Here is a 19,113-nt window from a genome sequence, read left to right as displayed (position 1 = left end):
GTTCGCGTCACCGCGACTTCCTACCCCTTAACTCATCACTTCATAACATTTCCTTCCATGTCCCACAAAGCTCCATCCCTGTTCGACGCCAGCATCCTGCGGCCCGCCATTGGCGAGTCGTTCAAGAAGCTCGACCCGCGTCTCATGATCAAAAACCCGGTGATGTTCGTGACCCTCGTCGGCGCGGTCCTCACCACCATCGCCGTCTTCACATCGCCCACCGAGCGCAGCTTCATCCTGCAACTCGCGGTTTGGCTGTGGTTCACCGTTCTCTTCGCAAACTTCGCCGAAGCCATGGCGGAAGGTCGTGGCAAGGCCCAGGCAGACAGCCTGCGCAAGGCGCGCAAGGACACGATCGCCCGCCGCCTGCGCAATGGCCGCGAAGAGCAGGTCACCGCTCCTTCCCTTGAAAAAGGAGACATCGTCGTGTGTGAAACGGGCGACGTGATTCCTGCCGATGGCGAAGTCGTCGAAGGCATCGCCAGCGTGGATGAAGCCGCCATCACGGGTGAGTCTGCTCCGGTGATTCGCGAGAGCGGCGGTGACCGCAGTGCCGTGACCGGGGGCACGCGCGTCATCAGTGACCGCATCGTAATTCGCATCACCTCGGAAAAAGGAAACACCTTCATCGACCGCATGATCTCCATGGTGGAGGGCGCGAAACGTCAAAAGACACCGAACGAGATCGCCCTCACCATCCTGCTCTCCGCGCTCACGCTGGTGTTCCTCATGGTGTGCGTCACGCTGAAGCCCTTCGGCACGTATGCCAGCACGGCATTCTCCATTCCGGTGCTCATCGCATTGCTGGTGTGCCTCATTCCCACCACCATCGGGGGACTGCTCAGCGCCATTGGCATCAGTGGCATCGATCGCCTAATCCGTCGCAATGTCATGGCCACCAGTGGCCGTGCCGTGGAAGCAGCGGGCGACATCGATGTGCTGCTGCTCGACAAGACCGGCACCATCACCATCGGCAACCGCATGGCCTCGGACTTCCGCCCCGCACCTGGCGTGACCGAGCAGCAACTCGCCGACGCCGCCCAGCTAGCCTCCCTGGCAGATGAAACGCCCGAAGGCCGCAGCATCGTGGTGCTCGCGAAAGAGAAGTTCAACATCCGCGGCCGCGAACTCCAGGAGCCGCATGCCACCTTCATTCCCTTCACCGCGCAGACACGCATGAGCGGTGTGGACATGGACGGACGCAGCATCCGCAAAGGCGCGGCAGATTCCATCAAGCAGTATGTGCTATCCAAAGGCGGCGCCTATCCTGTCGAAATCGAAAAGGCGGTGGAGTCCGCCTCCCGTGCTGGCCGCACCCCGCTGGTGGTGGCTGATGGCAGCCAGGTGCTGGGCGTCGTGGAACTCAAGGACGTCGTCAAAGGCGGCATCAAAGAACGCTTTGCCCAGCTTCGCAAGATGGGCATCCGCACCGTGATGATCACGGGGGACAATCCCATGACCGCCGCCGCCATTGCTGCCGAAGCCGGTGTGGATGACTTCATGGCCCAAGCCACGCCTGAGGACAAGCTCAAGCGCATCCGCAGCGAGCAGGCAAACGGCCACCTTGTCGCCATGACGGGTGACGGTACCAACGACGCGCCGGCTCTCGCCCAGGCGGACGTGGGTGTCGCCATGAATACCGGCACCCAGGCCGCGCGCGAAGCGGGCAACATGGTGGACCTGGACAGCAATCCCACCAAGCTCATCGAGATCGTGGAAATCGGGAAGCAACTCCTGATGACACGCGGCTCGCTCACCACCTTCAGCATTGCGAACGACGTGGCGAAGTACTTTGCGATCATCCCTGCGATGCTCATGGTCACCTTCCCCGCCATTTCGGCCCTGAATATCATGGGCCTTGCTTCACCGCAGAGCGCCATCCTCAGCGCGGTCATCTTCAATGCGCTCATCATCGTGGCCCTCATACCGCTGGCCCTGCGTGGCGTGGCCTATCGACCTGTGGGCGCCGTGGCGGTGTTGCGTCGCAACCTTCTCATCTACGGCGTTGGCGGTCTCGTGGTGCCTTTCATCGGTATCAAGGCCATCGACGTCCTCATCACCACCCTCCAGCTCGCCTGAGTATCACTTTGTATCATATCACACCATGAAAACTCTGTTCTCTGAACTTCGTGGAGCATTCGTCTCCACAGCCGTGCTCGCTGTCGCCTGCTGCGGTGTCTATCCCCTCGTGGTCACCGGTGTGGCCCAGACTGTGTTTGCCGACAAGGCGAACGGCAGCCTCATCAAGGACAAGGACGGCGCCATCCGCGGGTCAGCTCTGCTAGCTCAGGGATTCACTGGCGAGCAGTACTTCCATCCGCGTCCCTCCGCCGCCGGTGCGAACGGCTACGATGCTGCGAGCTCCAGCGGTTCCAACCTGGGACCGACTTCGCAGAAGCTGCATGACGCGATCAAGGATCGCATCGCGGCCTATCGTGTGACCAATGGTCTCGCGACAGACATTCCAGTTCCTGCCGATGCTGTGACTGCGTCCGGCAGCGGACTGGATCCGCACATCAGCACGGCGAATGCCGAACTGCAGGCTCCGCGTGTGGCCCGCGCCCGGCAGATCGACGAGGAAGCCGTCCGCACACTCATCCGGCAACACACCACGTCACCCGATCTCGGCATCCTCGGCGAAGCGGGAGTGAATGTACTCCAGCTCAACCTGGCCCTGGATGCAGTTCCCCCAGTTTCACCTCCATCCCCTTAAGTCCATGAAACCCTCCAGCCATTCATCATCGTCAGCGTCGCATATCCCGTTGCGTCTCCTGGGCATCTATGGTGGTGCCTTCATCGCGTTGTTTCTCTTCTTTGCCCTCGCCGCGCAGTTTCTTCGTATGAGCAATGCCACCGAGGTGCCGATTCCAGACGAGAAAGCCGTCGCCCAAGAGTTGCTCGAAGCGAAGCTCAGCGGCCCGAAGTATTTCCAACTGGGGGAATCGTCAGCCGAACTGCCCAGCCCCTACATGACTCCTGCGCAAGCTCGCATGCAGCTCGGCCGAGTTGTTAACGAGCGCCATCTCGATGCAGTAAAGCGTGAACGGTTGGAAAACCTCATCAAGGAACTCACCGAGCCCAGCCCTTCCCGCATGGTGGGCACGGAGCGGCTGAACGCACTGAGGCTAAATTTGGCCCTCGATGAGATGAGATGATTGCAGCCCTGGGAGCGCTGGCCTCCGGCCGGCGTATTCACGCACCTTACCGGAGCGACGCCGGCCAGAGGCCAGCGCTCCCAGGGCCTGCATGAAGTAGTCCCTCGCCAGATGTGGTAACGTATCCCTCAGTATCATCCATGTCCCCAGACGACACGCGCCCCGATCCCGATGCCCTGCTCGCGCAGGTGCAGCGGGAAGAGCACGCGGAACGCACCGGGCGGCTCTACCTCTTCCTCGGCATGTGCCCTGGCGTGGGCAAGACCTACGCCATGCTGGAGGCAGCGCGGCAGCGACAGAAGGAGGGGCTGAACGTGCTGGTCGGCATTGTGGAAACGCATGGTCGACATGAAACCGCGGCCCTCCTTCAAGGTTTGCCCATCCTGCCAAAGCAGAAGCTGGAACACCGCGGACACACCCTTGAGGAATTTGATCTGGATGCGGCGCTGAAACAGCGACCCGACCTCCTGCTGGTGGATGAACTGGCGCACACTAATGCACCTGGCTCACGCCACGCCAAACGCTACCAGGATGTGCTGGAACTCCTCGATGCCGGCATTGATGTCTGCACCACACTGAACGTCCAGCACATCGAAAGCCAGGTGGATACGGTGCGCCAGATCAGCGGCATCAACATTCAGGAAACCGTACCAGACTCCATTCTTGATCGTGCGCAGGAGATTCAGCTCATCGACTTGAGTGTGGAAAAGCTCCTGCAGCGCTTGGCCGAAGGCAAGGTGTACATGGGCGAGCGTGCCGAGTGGGCTTCCAGTAACTTCTTCCAAAAGGGCAACCTCACCGCCTTGCGAGAGCTCGCGTTGCGCTTCACGGCGGAGCAGGTGGATCGCAGCCTGGAGGACATCCGTCGTCAGCGCCGTGTCACCAGTCCGTGGAAGACACACGCGCGGCTCATGGTCGGTATTGGTCCCAGTCCCTACGCGGAGAGTCTCATTCGCTGGACACGCCGTGCGGCGAATCGCCTTGGATGCCCGTGGGTGGTGAGCTGGATCGAAACCTCACGGAAACTCAGCCCTGCGGAACAAGAACGCCTGACTCGCGCTCTTGGTCTGGCTCGACGCCTCGGCGCTGAAATCGTCTCCGCCACAGGTGAGAATATCTCCGAGGCCCTACTGCGCATCGCACGCGAGCGCAACGTGACACAGATCGTCGTGGGCAAGCCCGAGCGCCTCAGCATTCTGCGACAGTCTCTAGCAGACAAGCTCATCGCGGGCAGTGGAGACATCGACGTGTGTGTGGTGCGGCCATTCGCACCCGGGCCATCCCCCGCTTCAGAGTCCGCTCTTTCCGATGACAAACGCCGCATTCCCGTGGCTGAGTACGCATGGGCAGGCGCGATCACCGCAGCGATGGGCGCACTCAGCTGGATGGCATTGCCTCTTACTGGCTATGTCTTCTCCGCGCTGCTATTCCTTCTGGCGATTGTCATCGCTTCCCTGCGGCTGAGTCGTGGGCCTGTGCTGTTCATGGCCGGTTTGTGTGCCCTCTTGTGGGATTACTTCTTCATTCCTCCGCGCTTCACATTCCATATCGAGCAGCCACATGACTTGCTCATGTTCGTCATGTTCTTCATCGTGGCGCTGAGCATGGGGCACCTCACCTCAAGACTGCGCCAGCGGGAGGAAGCGGAACGGCGTCGCTTGCGCCAGACCTCGGCACTGCTGCGGGTAACTCAGAGTGCGGCCCTCACGGTGGAAACACAGGCGGGGCTCAAGGCCGCGCTGAATACCATTGATGAACTGCTCGGTGCACAGACGGCACTCATCGTGCGCGAGTTGGACCACACCCTGCCGCATACTGCACACGCAGCGAGTTCCTTCACACCCACTGAGAAGGAATGGGGAGTCATCGCATGGAGCTATGAGAACCGCCAACCTGCGGGCCGCTTCACGGCGACCCTTCCGGAGTCTGGGGCAACCTGGTTTCCGCTACAGACAGCCACGTCCATGATGGGTGTGTTGGGACTCGCCCTGCCAGAGAGAGCATCGCTCGATTTCACCGCACGCCAGACGGTCGAGGCCTTCGCCCTCCAGCTCGCATTGGTCCTGGAGAAGGAACACTTCATCCAGGCAGCCAGCCACGCGGAAGTACTGGAGCGTTCGGAAAAGCTGCGCCGCACGCTGCTCGATAGTGTTTCCCATGAACTGAAGACACCCCTCGCCGTCATGCATGCCGCGCTGGAAGGATTGAACCAACCCAGCAATCCCTACGTGCGCGAGATGAGCACCGCGACAGGCCGGCTGCAACGCGTGGTGGATCACTTGCTGCACATCACGCGCATCGAATCCTCCGTGGTGGAGCCGCGCCGTGATTGGTGTGAAGTCTCCGAAGTGCTCGATGACGCAAAGTCCTCCGTCAGCGACGTTCTCACCGGACATCCGGTGAAAATCTCCACCCCGGAAGACCTGCCCCTCATCCACGCAGACAGCATTCTCCTGTCTCAAGCACTGTCGAACATCCTCCACAACGCCGCCATCTACACACCGACACGGACCGCCATCGAAATCGATGCCCGCATCCGCGAGAGTGTGCTGCGCATCACCGTGCGCGACCACGGTCCCGGCCTGCCGGGCGGTGCTGAAGTGAAGGTGTTTGAAAAATTCTACCGTGCGCCCGGCTCTCCCGCAGGTGGCACGGGACTTGGCCTGGCCATCGCGAGAGGACTCATGCGAGCGCAGGGCGGCGACCTCACGGCGCACAATCATCCGGATGGCGGCGCGGTCTTCATCATGGAGCTTCCTGTTTCCACCCAGTCGCACTCCCAGGCGCTGGAGCCCACGCTTCCTGCTTGAGTCCTGCCACGGTCAGTGACTCATTCGTTCTCGCTCACGCCTCCATGCTCGCCCTCATCATCGACGACGAAATCCAAATCCGCAGACTGCTGCGTCTGGCTCTGGAATCGCGTGGATACGAAGTGCGCGAAGCGGAAGCCGGTCAACTCGGTTTGCAGGAAACCGCGTTTCATCGCCCCGATGTGATCCTCCTCGATCTCGGCCTGCCGGACATGGATGGCACCCAAGTCCTCGAACGTCTCCGCGAGTGGAGCGAAGTCCCTGTGCTGATTCTTTCCGTGCGCGATCAGGAGCAGGTGAAGGTGCGGGCCTTCGAACTCGGCGCGGACGACTATGTAACGAAACCCTTCAGCACCGCAGAACTGCTCGCGCGCTTGCAGGCCATTCAGCGACGCTCCACCAGTGCGCAAGAATCTCCCGTGCTCGACTGTGGCAGCCTGCGCATCGATCTGTCTTCTCATCAGGTGACGCTCAGTGGCCATGAGCTGAAACTCACGCCTACGGAGTATGCGCTCGCCAGCCAGCTCGCCACACACGCAGGACGCATCGTCACGCAGAAACAACTGCTCAAGGCCGTGTGGGGACCAAGCGCGGATACACACGCGCACTCCCTCCGTGTGTATGTGAATCTGCTTCGAAAAAAACTTCAGGCCGATCCTGCAGCACCTCGAATTCAGAACGAGCCGGGCATCGGATACCGCATGTCCGCGGTCGATGGTGGCAGTGCGCCGCTTCATTCCTGAGCACGGGTGCGCATCAGATTGCGACCCGCATTGCTTCCTGCATACCCAGCCGCCACGGTGAAGGTGTTTTGCACGGAAAAAATACTTCGACCAAACACATCCAATAAACCTCCGCGTTGATTCAGAACGCATTACGAGGCGCCGCACATCTTGGCACTCATCCAGCACATAGATGCGCAGAAGTTCGCTTCGGTGGGCTTCTGAAAAACCCCATCCCCCCAAACCCCCCGCTCTCCCCCCGGCGACCTCTTTGTGAGGCGTCGGGGGGCGGGTAAAAAAAGACGGCCATGATCACTTCCAGCGAACACCCGACAACAGGCGCCGGCATTTCGCATCTCCTTTCACTCGTCCGCCTCGCGCTGGTCTTCGCTTGGATGGCCAATGTGGTACTCATCGCCGCTGCCTGGCTCAATGCCTATGACGGCGGGCACACTCCAAAACTCCTCGGCCCTTCTGCCCTCCTAGGTTGGATCTTCCTTTTGGGCTGGCTCGGCTGGCGATCGCAGTTCGGTCGGCGACCTGCATGACACTCGGCCCTTCACGGGTGACCAGCTCTTTCACTCTCTCACTCACAGACTCGCTTCATCACAGTCACTCATCACGACATTCTTTTTATGCACTCGTCCACATTCATCTGGCTGGCACTGGCACTCATGGTCCTTTGGCTTGTGTTGAAAGTCGCCCTCGCCATCACCAGTGTGCTTCTCCACCTGCTCTGGATTGCAGCCATCATCTTCTTCGTCTGTTGGATTTTCGGCCAGTTCACCGGAAACAAACGGGCCACTTAGCCTACCCCCGGCGGCCTATTGCGCGCATCCGTCCTTCCGCGAAACCTTGGGTACATTCGTGGAAGGACGGATGGATTTTTTTGCCCTCGCACACGCCTGCGACGGAAGTGACGTATTTCTGCGCGTTGGGCTTTTCTTCTTCACAAGCGTGGGGATTCGCGCCAGCATGCCTTCAGCACAACTCGCTGGCCCAGCCCCCCCCGGGTCGGTCTTCTCCAGACCTGCCATGCATCTCACCCAGTCCCTCCGGCGCATACTCCCACCGCGCCTCCTCCTGCCACTTTGTGTGGCGGGATTCGCCGTCCTGCCGTTCGCGCATTCGAAGCCAGGCGTGGCCCAGATTGTCCTTTCGTCAAAACTCACAGATGAAGAGCAGGCACGACTCCGGAAACTGTATGAAGAACTGCATGCCGCGCCCGAGCTTTCCTACCTCGAGGAGAAGACCAGCCAGCGACTGGCGAAGGAACTGCGCGAAATCGGCTTCACTGTCACCGAGAAAGTCGGAGGCTGGGGCGTTGTCGGCGTGCTGAAGAATGGCGAAGGCCGCACGGTGCTGGTGCGCACCGACATGGACGCGCTGCCCGTGCGCGAACTGACCGGCCTGCCCTTCGCCAGCAAGGTGCGCGTGAAGGACGCCGATGGCTCCGACGTGCCCGTGATGCATGCCTGCGGACATGACATGCACATGGCCTGTTGGACCGGCACGGCACGCTGGTTTGCGGAGAACAAAAAGAAATGGAGCGGCACGCTCGTCTTCATCGGCCAGCCCGCCGAGGAAAAAGGCGGAGGCTCCGCTCCCATGCTGGAGGATGGACTCTACACACGCTTCCCCAAGCCGGATGCCTGTGTGGCCCTTCACTGCAACAGCGACATGGCGGTCGGCACCTTCGGCCTCATCGAAGGACCTGCCACGGCGAATGTGGATAGCGTGGACATCACCGTGCGTGGCATCGGTGGTCACGGCAGTGCTCCGCACACCACGAAGGATCCCGTGGTGCTCGCCGCACAGATCATCGTGGCGCTCCAGATGATCGACAGCCGTGAAATCGATCCGCGCGAAGCCGTCGTCGTGACCGTGGGCAGCATCCACGGCGGCACGAAGCACAACATCATCCCAGATGAAGTGAAGCTGCAGCTCACGATTCGCTCCTTCAACGCCGAAACTCGCGGCAAAACACTGGCCGCCATCCGTCGCATCTCAGAAGGGATGGCACGCGCTGCCGGCCTGCCGGACACACACCTGCCGGAGATTAAAGAAGCCGAGCGCTTCACTCCCGTGGTACAGAATGATCCGGCGCTGACCAAGCGTATCGCCGCGGCGCTGAAGGAACGCTATGGCGATGCCGCCGTGAAGAACCGCCGCCCCACCATGGGTGGTGAAGACTTCAGCCGCTACGGCATGACGGAGGACAAAATTCCGATTTGCATGTTCTGGCTGGGCACCGTGCCCCCGGCGCGCGCCACAGAAGCCGAGAATGGCGGCAAGCCGCTCCCCAGCCTGCACTCACCCCTCTACAAACCGGAAGCAGAAGGCAGCCTGCAGTACGGCGTAGGCAGCCTCACCTCTGCGGTTCAGGCGGCGCTGGAGAAGTGAGCTCAACGCAAAGCAGCGAAGCAACAAAGAGGAATTGAGTTGTATCCTTTGCTGTTTAGTTGCTTTGCGTTTCAATCCTCTGAGACACCTTCCTCATGGCGCATCTTCACGATGTGCGCATCCAACTCCTCAACGAAGCGCCAGGGCAGGCGGCGGCGCTGGTACTTGTTGAAGAGGATCTCGCGCAGCTCTTCGAAGTGGTGCAGCAGTGGCGTGGGCAGATCGTGCCACTCAGGATCCTTCTTCGTGGTGTAGGTGAAGTTCCATTTGATGGAGTCCCACTCGGCACGAATAATCACCACCTGGTTCTCCTCATCACGGGATCGCCACTCATGTTGCTGGGAGTGGAGACGGACTTTCATGTGGGGATATCAGGTAAGAGAAGGGAGAAATCGGATTGGGCGAGGGTGGAGATGCACCCGTCTGACCATCTTTGCAAGGACAGGCGCACTCAGACGTCCCCGAACTTCTTCTCCGCGCGCTCGATTTCCTCGCTCAAGGTGGACCACTGGCTGAAAGCTCGCTCCAAGGCGTGCTCCACAGCCCCGAAGCGCGACGTGGTCTCCACGACCTCTCCCGCGTCCTCGCCGAAGCCTTCGCCGGCCATCTTCTTCGTGAGTGCGGCCTTCTCGGATTCCAGGTTGGAGATAGTAGCCTCCACCTTCTCGAGCTGCTCCTGCAGGGGCTTCAGGGTACGCGTCTTCTCCTGGCGGCGCTGGGCCTCCAGGCGACGGCGTTCCTTGGCGTTCACCGTATCGACTTCCGCTCCAGGACGTGGGGTTGGCGGCGGCGCCGCTGTGGTCAGGGGTGCGGGTTGATAGCCCCGCGCCTTCTCTTCAGCCTTCTTGGTGAGGTAGTAGCTCAGATTCCCCAGATACAGCCGGGGCGGCTCACCCACGCGGAACTCCAGGGTCTTGTTCACAATCGGGTCCAGGAACGCGCGATTGTGGGAAACGATGAGGTAGGTGCCCGTGTAGTCCGTCAGGGCCTGCTGCAGCACGCCTTGGGAGCGCATGTCCAGGTGGTTCGTCGGCTCGTCCAGCACGAGGAAATTCGCCGGGGTGAGCAGCATGTTCGCCAGGGCAAGGCGCCCACGCTCACCACCACTGAGCACCTTCACGGATTTGAAGGCATCATCCCCGCGGAAGAGGAAGCAGCCCAGCAGGGTGCGGAGCTGCGCCTCGGAGAGGCCTTTCGCGTTTTTCTCGATGGTTTGGAGCACGGTCTTGGTGCCATCCAGCGAGTCGGCGTGGTCCTGCGAATAGTAGCCGATGCGCACATGGTGCCCGAGTTCGCGCGTGCCTCCCGTGGCCTTCTCCACTCCGGCCGCGATTTTGCTGAATGTGGTCTTGCCCGCGCCGTTCACACCCACGATGGCGATGCGGTCCCCCTTGGTGATTTCGAAATCGAAGGGCTTCAGGATCAGCTTGGTGCCATCATAGGTTTTCGAAATGCCCTCCATGCGCACCACGGTGTGACCGCTGGGCGGGGGCTGGGGGAAGTTGAAGCCGATCTCGTCCTCCGTGTCCTCCAGCTCGATGCGCTCGATCTTGTCGAGCATCTTGATGCGGCTCTGCGCCTGGGAGGCCTTGGTGGCCTGCGCCCGGAAACGGTCGATGAATGCCTGCGTCTTCGCAATTTCGCGGTCCTGATTCTTCTTGGCCCGCTCCAGCTGCTCGCGGCGTGCCGTGCTCTCGCGCACGTAAAAGGAGTAGTTCCCCGAGTAGAGGTTCACCTTCCCACTCTCAAAGGCCAGCGTGCGATTGGTGAGATTGTCCAGGAACTGGCGATCGTGGCTGATGAGCAGGACCGCGCCGTGGTAGGACTTCATGTAGTCCTCCAGCCAGACGACGGATTCGATGTCCAGGTGGTTCGTCGGCTCGTCCAGCAGCAGCACGCTGGGCTCGGCGAGCAGCAGCTTCGCCAGGGCAATGCGCATCTGCCAGCCGCCGCTGAATTCATCCGTGAGCCGGTCCATGTCCGCATGGGAGAACCCCAGACCGACGAGCACGCGCTCGATGCGCGGCTTCATGGTGGAAATATCATGATGCTCCAGCCGGAGCTGGAGATCGCCGAAGACCTCCAGCGCGTCCGCGTACTCCGGGGATTCGTGCGAGAGCTGACCGAGCAGTTCGCTGGTTTCATCCAGTTCACGCTGGAGTTGCAGCGCTCCTTCGAACGCCGTCTCCGCCTCGGCCATCAGGGTGCGGCCTTTGATTTCCACGCCCTCCTGGGGCAGGTAGCCAATCTCCACGGCCTTCGCCTTGATGAAGCGTCCCTCGTCCTGCTGCTCGATTCCCGCAATCATCTTGAGCAAGGTGGACTTGCCCGCGCCGTTCGGGCCAGCCAGAGCCACACGTTCCCCTGCGCGCAGGGTGAAGTTCAATCCGCCGAAGAGGCGGCGTGGGCCATAGGAGATTCCGAGGTTTTCAGCGGCAAGCATAGCAGATGGGGGCGAAGAGCATGCTCGCAAAGCCCGCAAGTGCAAGGCGAAGCCTCCGCCGAACCTGACAGAGGGTTTTGCGCATCCTTGTTGCGACCTGAGCGTCAATCCCTACAGTGGCCGCATCTCATGCACATTCGTGACATCTTCAGCGAGCGCAAGCCGACCTTCTCCTTCGAATTCTTCCCGCCCAAGACACCCGAGGGCGCTGAAACCCTGTTTGAGGCCATCCGCGAGTTGGAGGTGTACAAGCCTGCCTTCGTGAGTGTGACCTACGGCGCCGGTGGTACCACACGGGACCTGACGCACGAACTCGTGGTGCGCATCAAGCAAACCACCTCCCTGGACCCGGTGCCGCACCTCACCTGCGTGTGCCACAGCGAAGCCGACATCGCCTCCATCCTGGAGCGGTATGCGGAGGCTGGCGTGAGCAACATTCTCGCCCTCGGTGGCGACCCTCCCCGCAACCTGGCCAACTATGAAAAGGCCAAGGACGCCTTCCAGCACGCCTCGGATCTCGTCCGCTTCATCCGCGGGTTTGCAGAAAGTGGTGCGCATAAGGATGGCCGTGGATTCGGTGTGGGTGTCGCCGGCTTCCCGGAGGGCCACCCCTCGACTCCGAACCGCCTGCTGGAAATGGATTACCTGAAGGCCAAGGTGGACGCCGGTGCGGACTACATCTGCACCCAGCTCTTCTTCGACAACCGCGATTTCTTCGACTTCCGCGACCGCTGCCGCCTGGCGGGCATCCATGTGCCCATCCTTGCAGGCATCATGCCCATTAGCAGTGCGAGCGGCATGAAGCGCATGGCGGAACTGGCCGGAGGCGCGCGCTTCCCTGCGAAGCTCCTCAAGGCCATCGCCCGCTGCGGCAACGACGAGGACGCCGTACAGCGCGTGGGGGTGCACTATGCCACCGAGCAATGCGCCGATTTGCTCGATCATCAGGTGGACGGCATCCACTTCTACACGCTAAACAAGAGCAAGGCTACGAGGGAGATTTACGCGGACCTTGGGCTGAAGGACTCTCACTCATTCCAGTCACATCCCAGCCCAGCATGAAGTCGGATCTCTTTGCAGCCATCGAAGCCGGAGGCACCAAATTCAACTGCGCCATCGGTACTGGTCCGGATGATATCCGCGCCTCCGTCCGCATTCCCACCACCTCGCCCACCGAAACCTTGCATGACGTGATGGAGTTCCTCCAGAACGCCTCCAAGATGGGCCGCATTGTGGGGATTGGCGTTGGCTCCTTTGGTCCCATTGATCTGAACCGCCAGAGCGACACCTACGGCTACATCACCACCACCCCGAAAGACGGGTGGAAGTACACGGACCTGCTCGGCTCCATGAAGGAGCTCTTCCATGCGCCGGTGGGCTTCGATACGGATGTGAATGCCGCCGCGCTCGCCGAGTACACCTGGGGGAATGGTGAAGCCTGCGACCCACTGGTCTACATCACCGTGGGCACGGGCATCGGTGGTGGCGTGCTGGTGAATGGCAAGCCGCTGCACGGCTCGCTGCATCCGGAGATTGGCCACCTGTTCATTCCCGCCATCCAATCAGACGCGCCGAATCCGGATGGCATCTGCCCCTTCCACGGCGACTGCCTGGAGGGCCTCATCAGTGGTCCCGCCATTGCCGCACGCTGGGGCGCGCCTGCGGAGACTTTCCCACCGGAACATGAATGCTGGGGCGAATTCGCCACGCTCATGGCCCTGGGTCTTTCCAATCTCATCCTCACACTTTCGCCGCAACGCATCATCCTCGGTGGTGGCGTGATGCACCAGGAGCACCTCTTCCCGATGATTCGTGAAGAAGTGCAGCGCATGCTCAACGGCTACGTGCAGACCTATGAGGTGCTGCAGGACATCGACAACTTCATTGTCCCGCCTGGCCTCGGCGACCGCGCCGGCATGCTCGGCGCCATGGTGCTGGCGCAGCAGGCGAAGGGGAAATAGGAATAGGGTAATCGACAGTTGAAACGGCTCTTTGTGCAGGGAGCGAGGGACTGAGCAAAGGAGCGTGGACACTCTTGTCCGCCGTTCTGTAGCGTAGCGACCTCCAGCGTGCGGAAGCTACTGCTGACGCCTCTGGAGCAGCTGATGGAGTGTGACCTTGCCTGCCAGACGGAAGAGGGTGGTGTGTCAGGGGTGGCGGACAAGAGTGTCCACGCTCCCTTAAAATGCCCTGCACTTCACCTTGCTCATAAGGCTCTCACCAAGACCCGCTTTCAATTCCTCTCGGTATAATGCAGGGCAGCAAGGCCCCACTCACGGAGCCTTTGCAGCTGCCGGAGCGGGCGTGGTCGCACCCTTCTTCTCGCGGATCATCTTCGTGAGATACTTCGCCGTTTCATCGGCAATCACGTTGTACCCGGCAGGGTTGGGGTGCCGGTCAGCATACCACGCGGGGATGTGGCCCAGAATGGCATCGAACTGGTTGTCCAGGACCTCGACACGGGGAGGATTCTCAAAGGTGAACGGCTTCACGATCTCAAGGTACTGCGGCGGGATCTTGTCCAGGGAGATGCGGCGGTAGTTCAGCATGTTCTCGCCCTTCTTCAGCTCGGCGAGATAGCGGGGAAAGATGTCGAAGAGTGGCAGGCCCGCCTCCTTGGCGACCTTTTCATTGAGGGCATTCACCTGCTGGTTCTTCTCCAGGTTGCCGTACGGAATGATCGTCATGATGATGATCTGCGCCGCGGGATGGTCCTTCTTCAGAAGACCAATCAGCTCCTGATAGTCCTTGGGGAAGTTTTCCGTGAAGTTCTCACGCTTCGCCTGGTCGTTGATGCCGTACCGGATGAAGATGTAATCCAGGCCGGGCAGCTTCTGGATGTCGCGCTCATAACGTTTCGAATCCAGCAACCGGCGGATAAATTCGCCGCTCACTCCCGAGTTGATGACATTGCAGGGCGGCATGTCCTTCTCCCCCGCCATCAGGATGCGGATCACATCTTCAAAGTGTGGCCCCTTGGGCTGGTGTTGTTTGGGAATCCTCGCCTCCGTGGTGCTGTCACCCACAAGAAGGACCTGGAGTTTGCCGTCGTGCTCGGCGTGGAGTGGCACGACCAGTGCCGTGGCGACGAAGGCGACAAGGAGGGGCGGCAACTTCATAAGGTGAATTCGGGAGGAGAGGATGGGAGTGAGGGCTGAGAACGGGAACGGAACAGGAGCAGGCATCACGTGCGTGACTTGGGCTCGCGGAAGAACACGAGGAAGACAACAAGCACCGCACAGGCGCCCAGGGCCGGAGTCAGCCAGATGGTCTGCCAATCGTGGGTAATGGCTCCTTGCGCCACGGCCAATTTGTTTGCCGCCATCACCCTGCCGGCGAGGTAGGTGCCAACAAAGGCGCCCACACCCCAAAGGATGAAAGCGATGAAACCCTGCGCCGCACCACGGATGCGTTCACCGGCTTCATCATCGACATAGAGTTGGCCCGCGATGAAGAGGAAGTCATAGCAGACCCCATGCAGCAGGATGGCGGCAAAGATGAGTGCCACCTGGGTGCCTGCTCCGTGCACGCTGCCGTAGAGCGCGAAATATCGCAGCGCCCACGCGAGAATGCCGATGAAGATGGTCTTCTTGTACCCGAGTTTTTTCAGGAACACCGGGAGCAGGAAGAGAAAGATGACATCGGACACCTGCGCCAGCGTCATCTTGGCGGCCATGCCCTCCCACTTCAGCTCAGTGAGATAGATGCCCATCATCACAAAATAGAAATAGAGCGGAATGCAGATGAGGAACATGCATACGACGAAGATGGCGAAGGACGGCTTCTTCAGCATGGCCAAGGCGTCGAGCCCAAGGATTTCCCCCAGACTGACGTTTGCCCCGGTCTTCGTCGGTGGCGTGTGCGGCAGAAACAGCGAGAAGATGCCAAATGCGACCGATATCGCCCCTGCGAGATAAAACTGCAGCGAGGACTGCTCCCCCTTGAGCAGGCTCAAAGTGACCCCGCCCGCAATCCAGCCCACCGCAGAAAGGATTTTCACCCTCGGGAAGTCGGTGCGCGCATCTGCGAGGTGCGTCAAGGACAGCGAATTGCCCAGGGCGAGCGTGGGTACAAAGAGCGCACAATACAAAATCAGCACGGGATAGAAGGTGCCAAAGGTGGTGAGATTCGGGAGCCAGCACAAGACCGCTCCACCGAGGATGCCCAGCACTCCTAGCAGTTTCTCAGACGCAAAGTAGCGGTCCGCGATGAGCCCAACGAAGAAGGGCGAAATCATCGCACCAATCGCGAAGGCTCCATAGGCAAGACCGACCTGCTCGCCATCGAACTTGAGGGTCTGTCCCAGATAAGCGCCCAGGCTCGCATACCAGGATCCCCAAATGAAGTACTGGAGGAACATGAAACAGGACAGCTTTGCCTTGAGCGCAGTTTGCATGGAGCACGAATACGCCACTGCGTCCGTCTCCATTCACCAGCCGGGCTCAGAAGGCCCAGGACATCACGAAACCGTCTGGATGCGGCACAGAACTACAAGGCTGCCAAGTGCCGGACGAAGCCCTGGGAGCGCTGGCCTCTGGCCGGCGTATTCGCTGCTGGTACTCTGCAAGGGATGGCAACGCAATTCCGCCGGCCAGAGGCCAGCGCTCCCAGGGCCGCAACGATTTGAAAAAACGGCGTTAACTCAATTCAGCCCAAACAACTCCGCTCCGGGAATCCGCCTGATGGCCGTGGCGCCGTGGCAGCCTTCCGCGAGCGTCAGGACCTGCTGCAGCTCCTTGGGCAGATTGGAGAACAGCAGGGTCACCTTGAAACAGTTCTGCGGCTCCTCCGCCGGTACGCATTCGACCACCCAGCCCTGCACCGTCCACTCCTGCCCGCTTCCGAGAATGTTCGTCTGCACGGTCAGGGTAATCTCTGAGGAAACCTCAAGAGCCCTGGCATTCAGAAACACCACACCGGTGGAGCTGATGGAGCACATGCGCGTGGCTGTGCACTTGCGAGCCTGGAGCTTGGTCCGTCGGGATTTTGCTTTCGAAGCCATAGGATCTGCGACGGACGTCAACGTGCAGTGTGCCCCCCTCCGTGTCAATGCACAGAATGCGGATCCGGGTTAATCGTTGCTTTTCGGGTCGAAGGCATCGCGCAACCCGTCGCCGAGGAAATTGAGCGCGAGCAGGCAGGCGGACATGAGCGAGGCCGGAAAGACCAAAAGCCACCACTTGCTGTCGAGTGGGTTGATCACTTGGGCGCCGTCCTTGAGCAGTGACCCCCAGCTGGCTGCCGGGTCATCGATGCCCAAACCGAGGAAGCTGAGGAAGCTCTCGTCACGAATCACCGCTGGGATGGTGAGGGTGAGGTAGGTCAGCACGATGGTGCTGAGGTTCGGCCACAGGTGCTTCCAAAGGATGGCCCAGCTGCTCTGCCCCATGGTGCGCGCTGCCGTGACGAAGGCCAGCTCCTTGAGCACCAGCACCTGCCCACGCACGATGCGCGCCATGGTGAGCCACTGGATAAAGCTCAGCGCGATGACCAGGATGATGATGCGCGAGTAGGGAATGAGATTGCCCGCCAGGCCCTCCAGCCATCCCCAATCTTTCGCCTGGGCGTCGAGGCGAACTCCATCGAGGGCACCCTTGAAATGCCCGTCAAAGGCCGAGATGAAGATCATCACAAAGAGCAAGCTTGGTACCGAGTTCAGGATGTCCACCAAGCGCATCATGCCGCCATCCACGCGACCACCGGCATAGCCGCTGACCATGCCGTAGACGCCCCCGATGAGCAGGCTCACAAATGCGGCCACGAGTCCCACGCCCAGGCTCACCTGTGCCCCCATGAGCAGGCGGTAAAACAAGTCCTGCCCATTCACATCCGTACCGAGGTAGTGGATGTGAGCCTTGTCCGCGCTCGGACTCATGGGCGGGGAGAATGACGCATCGCTTGTTCCTTTAAGTGCGTCGGGCAAAAAGAACGGAATCACGATCGCCGCCAGCGCCACGAACACGAGAAACAACAGCGACACCATGGCCACGCGATTGCGCTTCAGCACGTCCCATCCATTGGGTGGGGAGCCGGTCCAGCGATTGGCAGTGGAGGTCCCGTCAGCCATGGAGTTTGATGCGCTTGTCCAGGAACGTGTAGGTCACATCCACCGCGAAATTGAAGAACACCAGCAGCGCGGAATACACGATCACCGCGCTGCATAGGAGGAACACGTCACTGTTCTGAATGCCATTCACAAACACCATGCCCACCCCCGAGATGTTGAAAACGCTCTCCACCACGAAGGAGCCGGTCAACACATAGGCCGCCATCGGACCGAGGTAAGTGACCACTGGCAGGATGGCCACCTTCAGCGCGTGCCGCATCAGTGCGGTGCTGTCATCCAGTCCTTTTGCCTTCGCCGTACGCATGTAGTTCTGCGACATCACGTCCAGCAGGCTGTTCCGCGTGAGTCGCGCCACATACGCCAGGAACGGCAGGCCCAGGCAGATGGCGGGTAAAATCAGATGCCGCCAAGTTTCGAATCCCCCTATGGGCAACCACCCCAGCCACAAGCCGAACATGGCAATCAACAACGGCCCCGTGATAAACGTGGGAATGCTGATCGCCCCCAGCGCGAAGAACATCGCCGACACATCCACCCACGAGTCCCGTTTCAGCGCCGCAATGAATCCAAACGCCACCCCGCCGATCGAAGCGATGAGGAAGGCACATGCACCCAGCGTGAGCGAATTCGGCAGCTTCTGCGAGAGGATCTCCGTCACCGTCAGATCCCGGTATTTCAAGGAAATCCCCGGATCCCGGTGCACCACGAAGGTCCACAGATAGGCTCCAAGCTGGTCCCAGACGCTGCCATCCAGCCGGTATTTCTTCTCCAACTCCGCCTTCACATGCGGCGGCGGCTCCTTCTCCCGGTCAAACGGCCCACCCTTCTGCAGCCGCACCAACAGGAACGTCAACGACACGACACAAAACAGCACCACCAGGCTGCTGAAGAATCGTCGCAAGATGAACACGAGCATCGCGCGGAGGATTTGAACGCAAAGCAGCGAAGCAGCAAAGGATTTATGCGGGTGGGATCGGGGCTCGGGCTTGAGAATTGGCAGTGCAAATCACGCGCTTGATGCCTTTCTGAAGCAATTTGACATTAAAATTGATGACCAGACCCAGCCGCTTTCCGGTTAATTTGAGATAGGTGAACACCTGTGAGGCTGTGATCGGATGCAGTTCCTCAACCGCTTTGCACTCCACAATGACCGCTTCATCCACCAGCAGGTCCAGTCGGAAGCCAGCCTCCATCTTGACGCGGTCGTAAATCACCGGAACAGCAATCTGCCTCCGAACTTGGTGTCCTGCCTTCTGCAACTCGTGCATCAGGCAAATCTCATATACACTTTCAAGGAGACCCGGCCCCAAATGGTTGTGTACGGCGAAGGCAGCATCCAGCACTGCCCTCGACACACGGTTCTCATGATCACTCAGTTCCTCCATGGCGTGGCCGTTTACGATATCCCACGGAATCGGACAACTCATTTGGGAGAAAACGCAAAGCAGCGAAAGCAGCAAAGAAATTCAGAGAACCGTGACTGCGAGCTGCAGCCCCTCAATCCGTAGCTCTT

18 protein-coding genes are annotated in these 19,113 nt (G+C 60.4%); 10 read left to right on the top strand and 8 right to left on the bottom strand.

Going from position 1 to position 19,113, the window contains the following annotated elements; genetic code table 11:
- Positions 1–57 precede the first annotated feature (57 nt).
- From kdpB to G5S37_RS03670, 8 genes are all read left to right on the top strand, one after another.
- Complete coding sequence (kdpB, locus tag G5S37_RS03705) at positions 58–2,079, top strand: potassium-transporting ATPase subunit KdpB (protein ID WP_165200968.1); 2,022 nt, start codon at positions 58–60, stop codon at positions 2,077–2,079.
- A 25-nt stretch (positions 2,080–2,104) separates the two neighbouring features.
- Positions 2,105–2,713: a K(+)-transporting ATPase subunit C gene (gene kdpC / locus G5S37_RS03700; protein WP_165200966.1), complete on the top strand. Its 609-nt coding sequence runs from the start codon at positions 2,105–2,107 to the stop codon at positions 2,711–2,713.
- A gap of 4 nt (positions 2,714–2,717) precedes the next feature.
- The gene (locus G5S37_RS03695) at positions 2,718–3,155 is read left to right on the top strand and encodes a potassium-transporting ATPase subunit C (protein ID WP_165200964.1); all 438 of its coding nucleotides are present in this window, start codon (positions 2,718–2,720) and stop codon (positions 3,153–3,155) included.
- A 140-nt stretch (positions 3,156–3,295) separates the two neighbouring features.
- A complete protein-coding gene (locus tag G5S37_RS03690; protein WP_165200962.1) occupies positions 3,296–5,965 on the top strand; it encodes a sensor histidine kinase KdpD in 2,670 nt (889 codons plus the stop codon).
- Positions 5,966–6,009: 44 nt separating this feature from the next.
- Positions 6,010–6,708 (top strand): response regulator, encoded by a 699-nt coding sequence (locus G5S37_RS03685; protein ID WP_165200960.1) that lies wholly within the window; start codon positions 6,010–6,012, stop codon positions 6,706–6,708.
- 287 nt (positions 6,709–6,995) lie between these two features.
- Complete coding sequence (locus tag G5S37_RS03680) at positions 6,996–7,235, top strand: hypothetical protein (protein ID WP_165200958.1); 240 nt, start codon at positions 6,996–6,998, stop codon at positions 7,233–7,235.
- Positions 7,236–7,322: 87 nt separating this feature from the next.
- Entirely contained in the window at positions 7,323–7,496 is a 174-nt protein-coding gene (locus tag G5S37_RS03675; protein ID WP_165200956.1) for a hypothetical protein, read from the top strand.
- A gap of 226 nt (positions 7,497–7,722) precedes the next feature.
- Positions 7,723–9,090, top strand: coding sequence for an amidohydrolase (locus tag G5S37_RS03670; RefSeq protein WP_165200954.1), 1,368 nt, complete (start codon positions 7,723–7,725; stop codon positions 9,088–9,090).
- Between the two features lie 71 nt (positions 9,091–9,161).
- Here the strand turns inward: G5S37_RS03670 and G5S37_RS03665 are convergent, their stop codons facing one another.
- Together G5S37_RS03665 and G5S37_RS03660 are read right to left on the bottom strand one after the other, a co-directional pair.
- Positions 9,162–9,452: a hypothetical protein gene (locus G5S37_RS03665; RefSeq protein ID WP_165200952.1), complete on the bottom strand. Its 291-nt coding sequence runs from the start codon at positions 9,450–9,452 to the stop codon at positions 9,162–9,164.
- An 89-nt stretch (positions 9,453–9,541) separates the two neighbouring features.
- The gene (locus tag G5S37_RS03660; RefSeq protein ID WP_165200950.1) at positions 9,542–11,533 is read right to left on the bottom strand and encodes an ABC-F family ATP-binding cassette domain-containing protein; all 1,992 of its coding nucleotides are present in this window, start codon (positions 11,531–11,533) and stop codon (positions 9,542–9,544) included.
- 129 nt (positions 11,534–11,662) lie between these two features.
- On the opposite strand from G5S37_RS03660, the gene metF reads away from it, so the two are divergent.
- Positions 11,663–12,595 (top strand): methylenetetrahydrofolate reductase [NAD(P)H], encoded by a 933-nt coding sequence (gene metF / locus G5S37_RS03655; protein WP_165200948.1) that lies wholly within the window; start codon positions 11,663–11,665, stop codon positions 12,593–12,595.
- The gene (locus G5S37_RS03650; protein ID WP_165200946.1) at positions 12,592–13,494 is read left to right on the top strand and encodes an ROK family protein; all 903 of its coding nucleotides are present in this window, start codon (positions 12,592–12,594) and stop codon (positions 13,492–13,494) included. Before metF ends, G5S37_RS03650 begins: the two co-directional genes overlap by 4 nt.
- A 312-nt stretch (positions 13,495–13,806) precedes the next feature.
- Here the strand turns inward: G5S37_RS03650 and G5S37_RS03645 are convergent, their stop codons facing one another.
- From G5S37_RS03645 to G5S37_RS03620, 6 genes are all read right to left on the bottom strand, one after another.
- Positions 13,807–14,652: an SGNH/GDSL hydrolase family protein gene (locus tag G5S37_RS03645; protein WP_165200944.1), complete on the bottom strand. Its 846-nt coding sequence runs from the start codon at positions 14,650–14,652 to the stop codon at positions 13,807–13,809.
- Positions 14,653–14,717: 65 nt separating this feature from the next.
- On the bottom strand, positions 14,718–15,929 hold the full coding sequence (locus tag G5S37_RS03640) for an MFS transporter (RefSeq protein WP_165200942.1): 1,212 nt from the start codon (positions 15,927–15,929) through the stop codon (positions 14,718–14,720).
- A gap of 246 nt (positions 15,930–16,175) precedes the next feature.
- Entirely contained in the window at positions 16,176–16,535 is a 360-nt protein-coding gene (locus tag G5S37_RS03635; protein ID WP_206026295.1) for a hypothetical protein, read from the bottom strand.
- Between the two features lie 69 nt (positions 16,536–16,604).
- Positions 16,605–17,600, bottom strand: a complete 996-nt coding sequence (locus tag G5S37_RS03630) for an ABC transporter permease (protein WP_165200938.1) — start codon at positions 17,598–17,600, stop codon at positions 16,605–16,607.
- Positions 17,593–18,516 (bottom strand): ABC transporter permease, encoded by a 924-nt coding sequence (locus G5S37_RS03625; RefSeq protein WP_165200936.1) that lies wholly within the window; start codon positions 18,514–18,516, stop codon positions 17,593–17,595. Before G5S37_RS03625 ends, G5S37_RS03630 begins: the two co-directional genes overlap by 8 nt.
- A 43-nt stretch (positions 18,517–18,559) precedes the next feature.
- On the bottom strand, positions 18,560–18,985 hold the full coding sequence (locus G5S37_RS03620; protein ID WP_165211320.1) for a GxxExxY protein: 426 nt from the start codon (positions 18,983–18,985) through the stop codon (positions 18,560–18,562).
- Positions 18,986–19,113 lie beyond the last annotated feature (128 nt).

The organism is Roseimicrobium sp. ORNL1, assembly GCF_011044495.1.
Taxonomy (GTDB): domain Bacteria; phylum Verrucomicrobiota; class Verrucomicrobiia; order Verrucomicrobiales; family Verrucomicrobiaceae; genus Roseimicrobium.
Note: the sequence above shows the minus strand (reverse complement) of the source record. Positions and strands in the feature narration are given on the sequence as shown.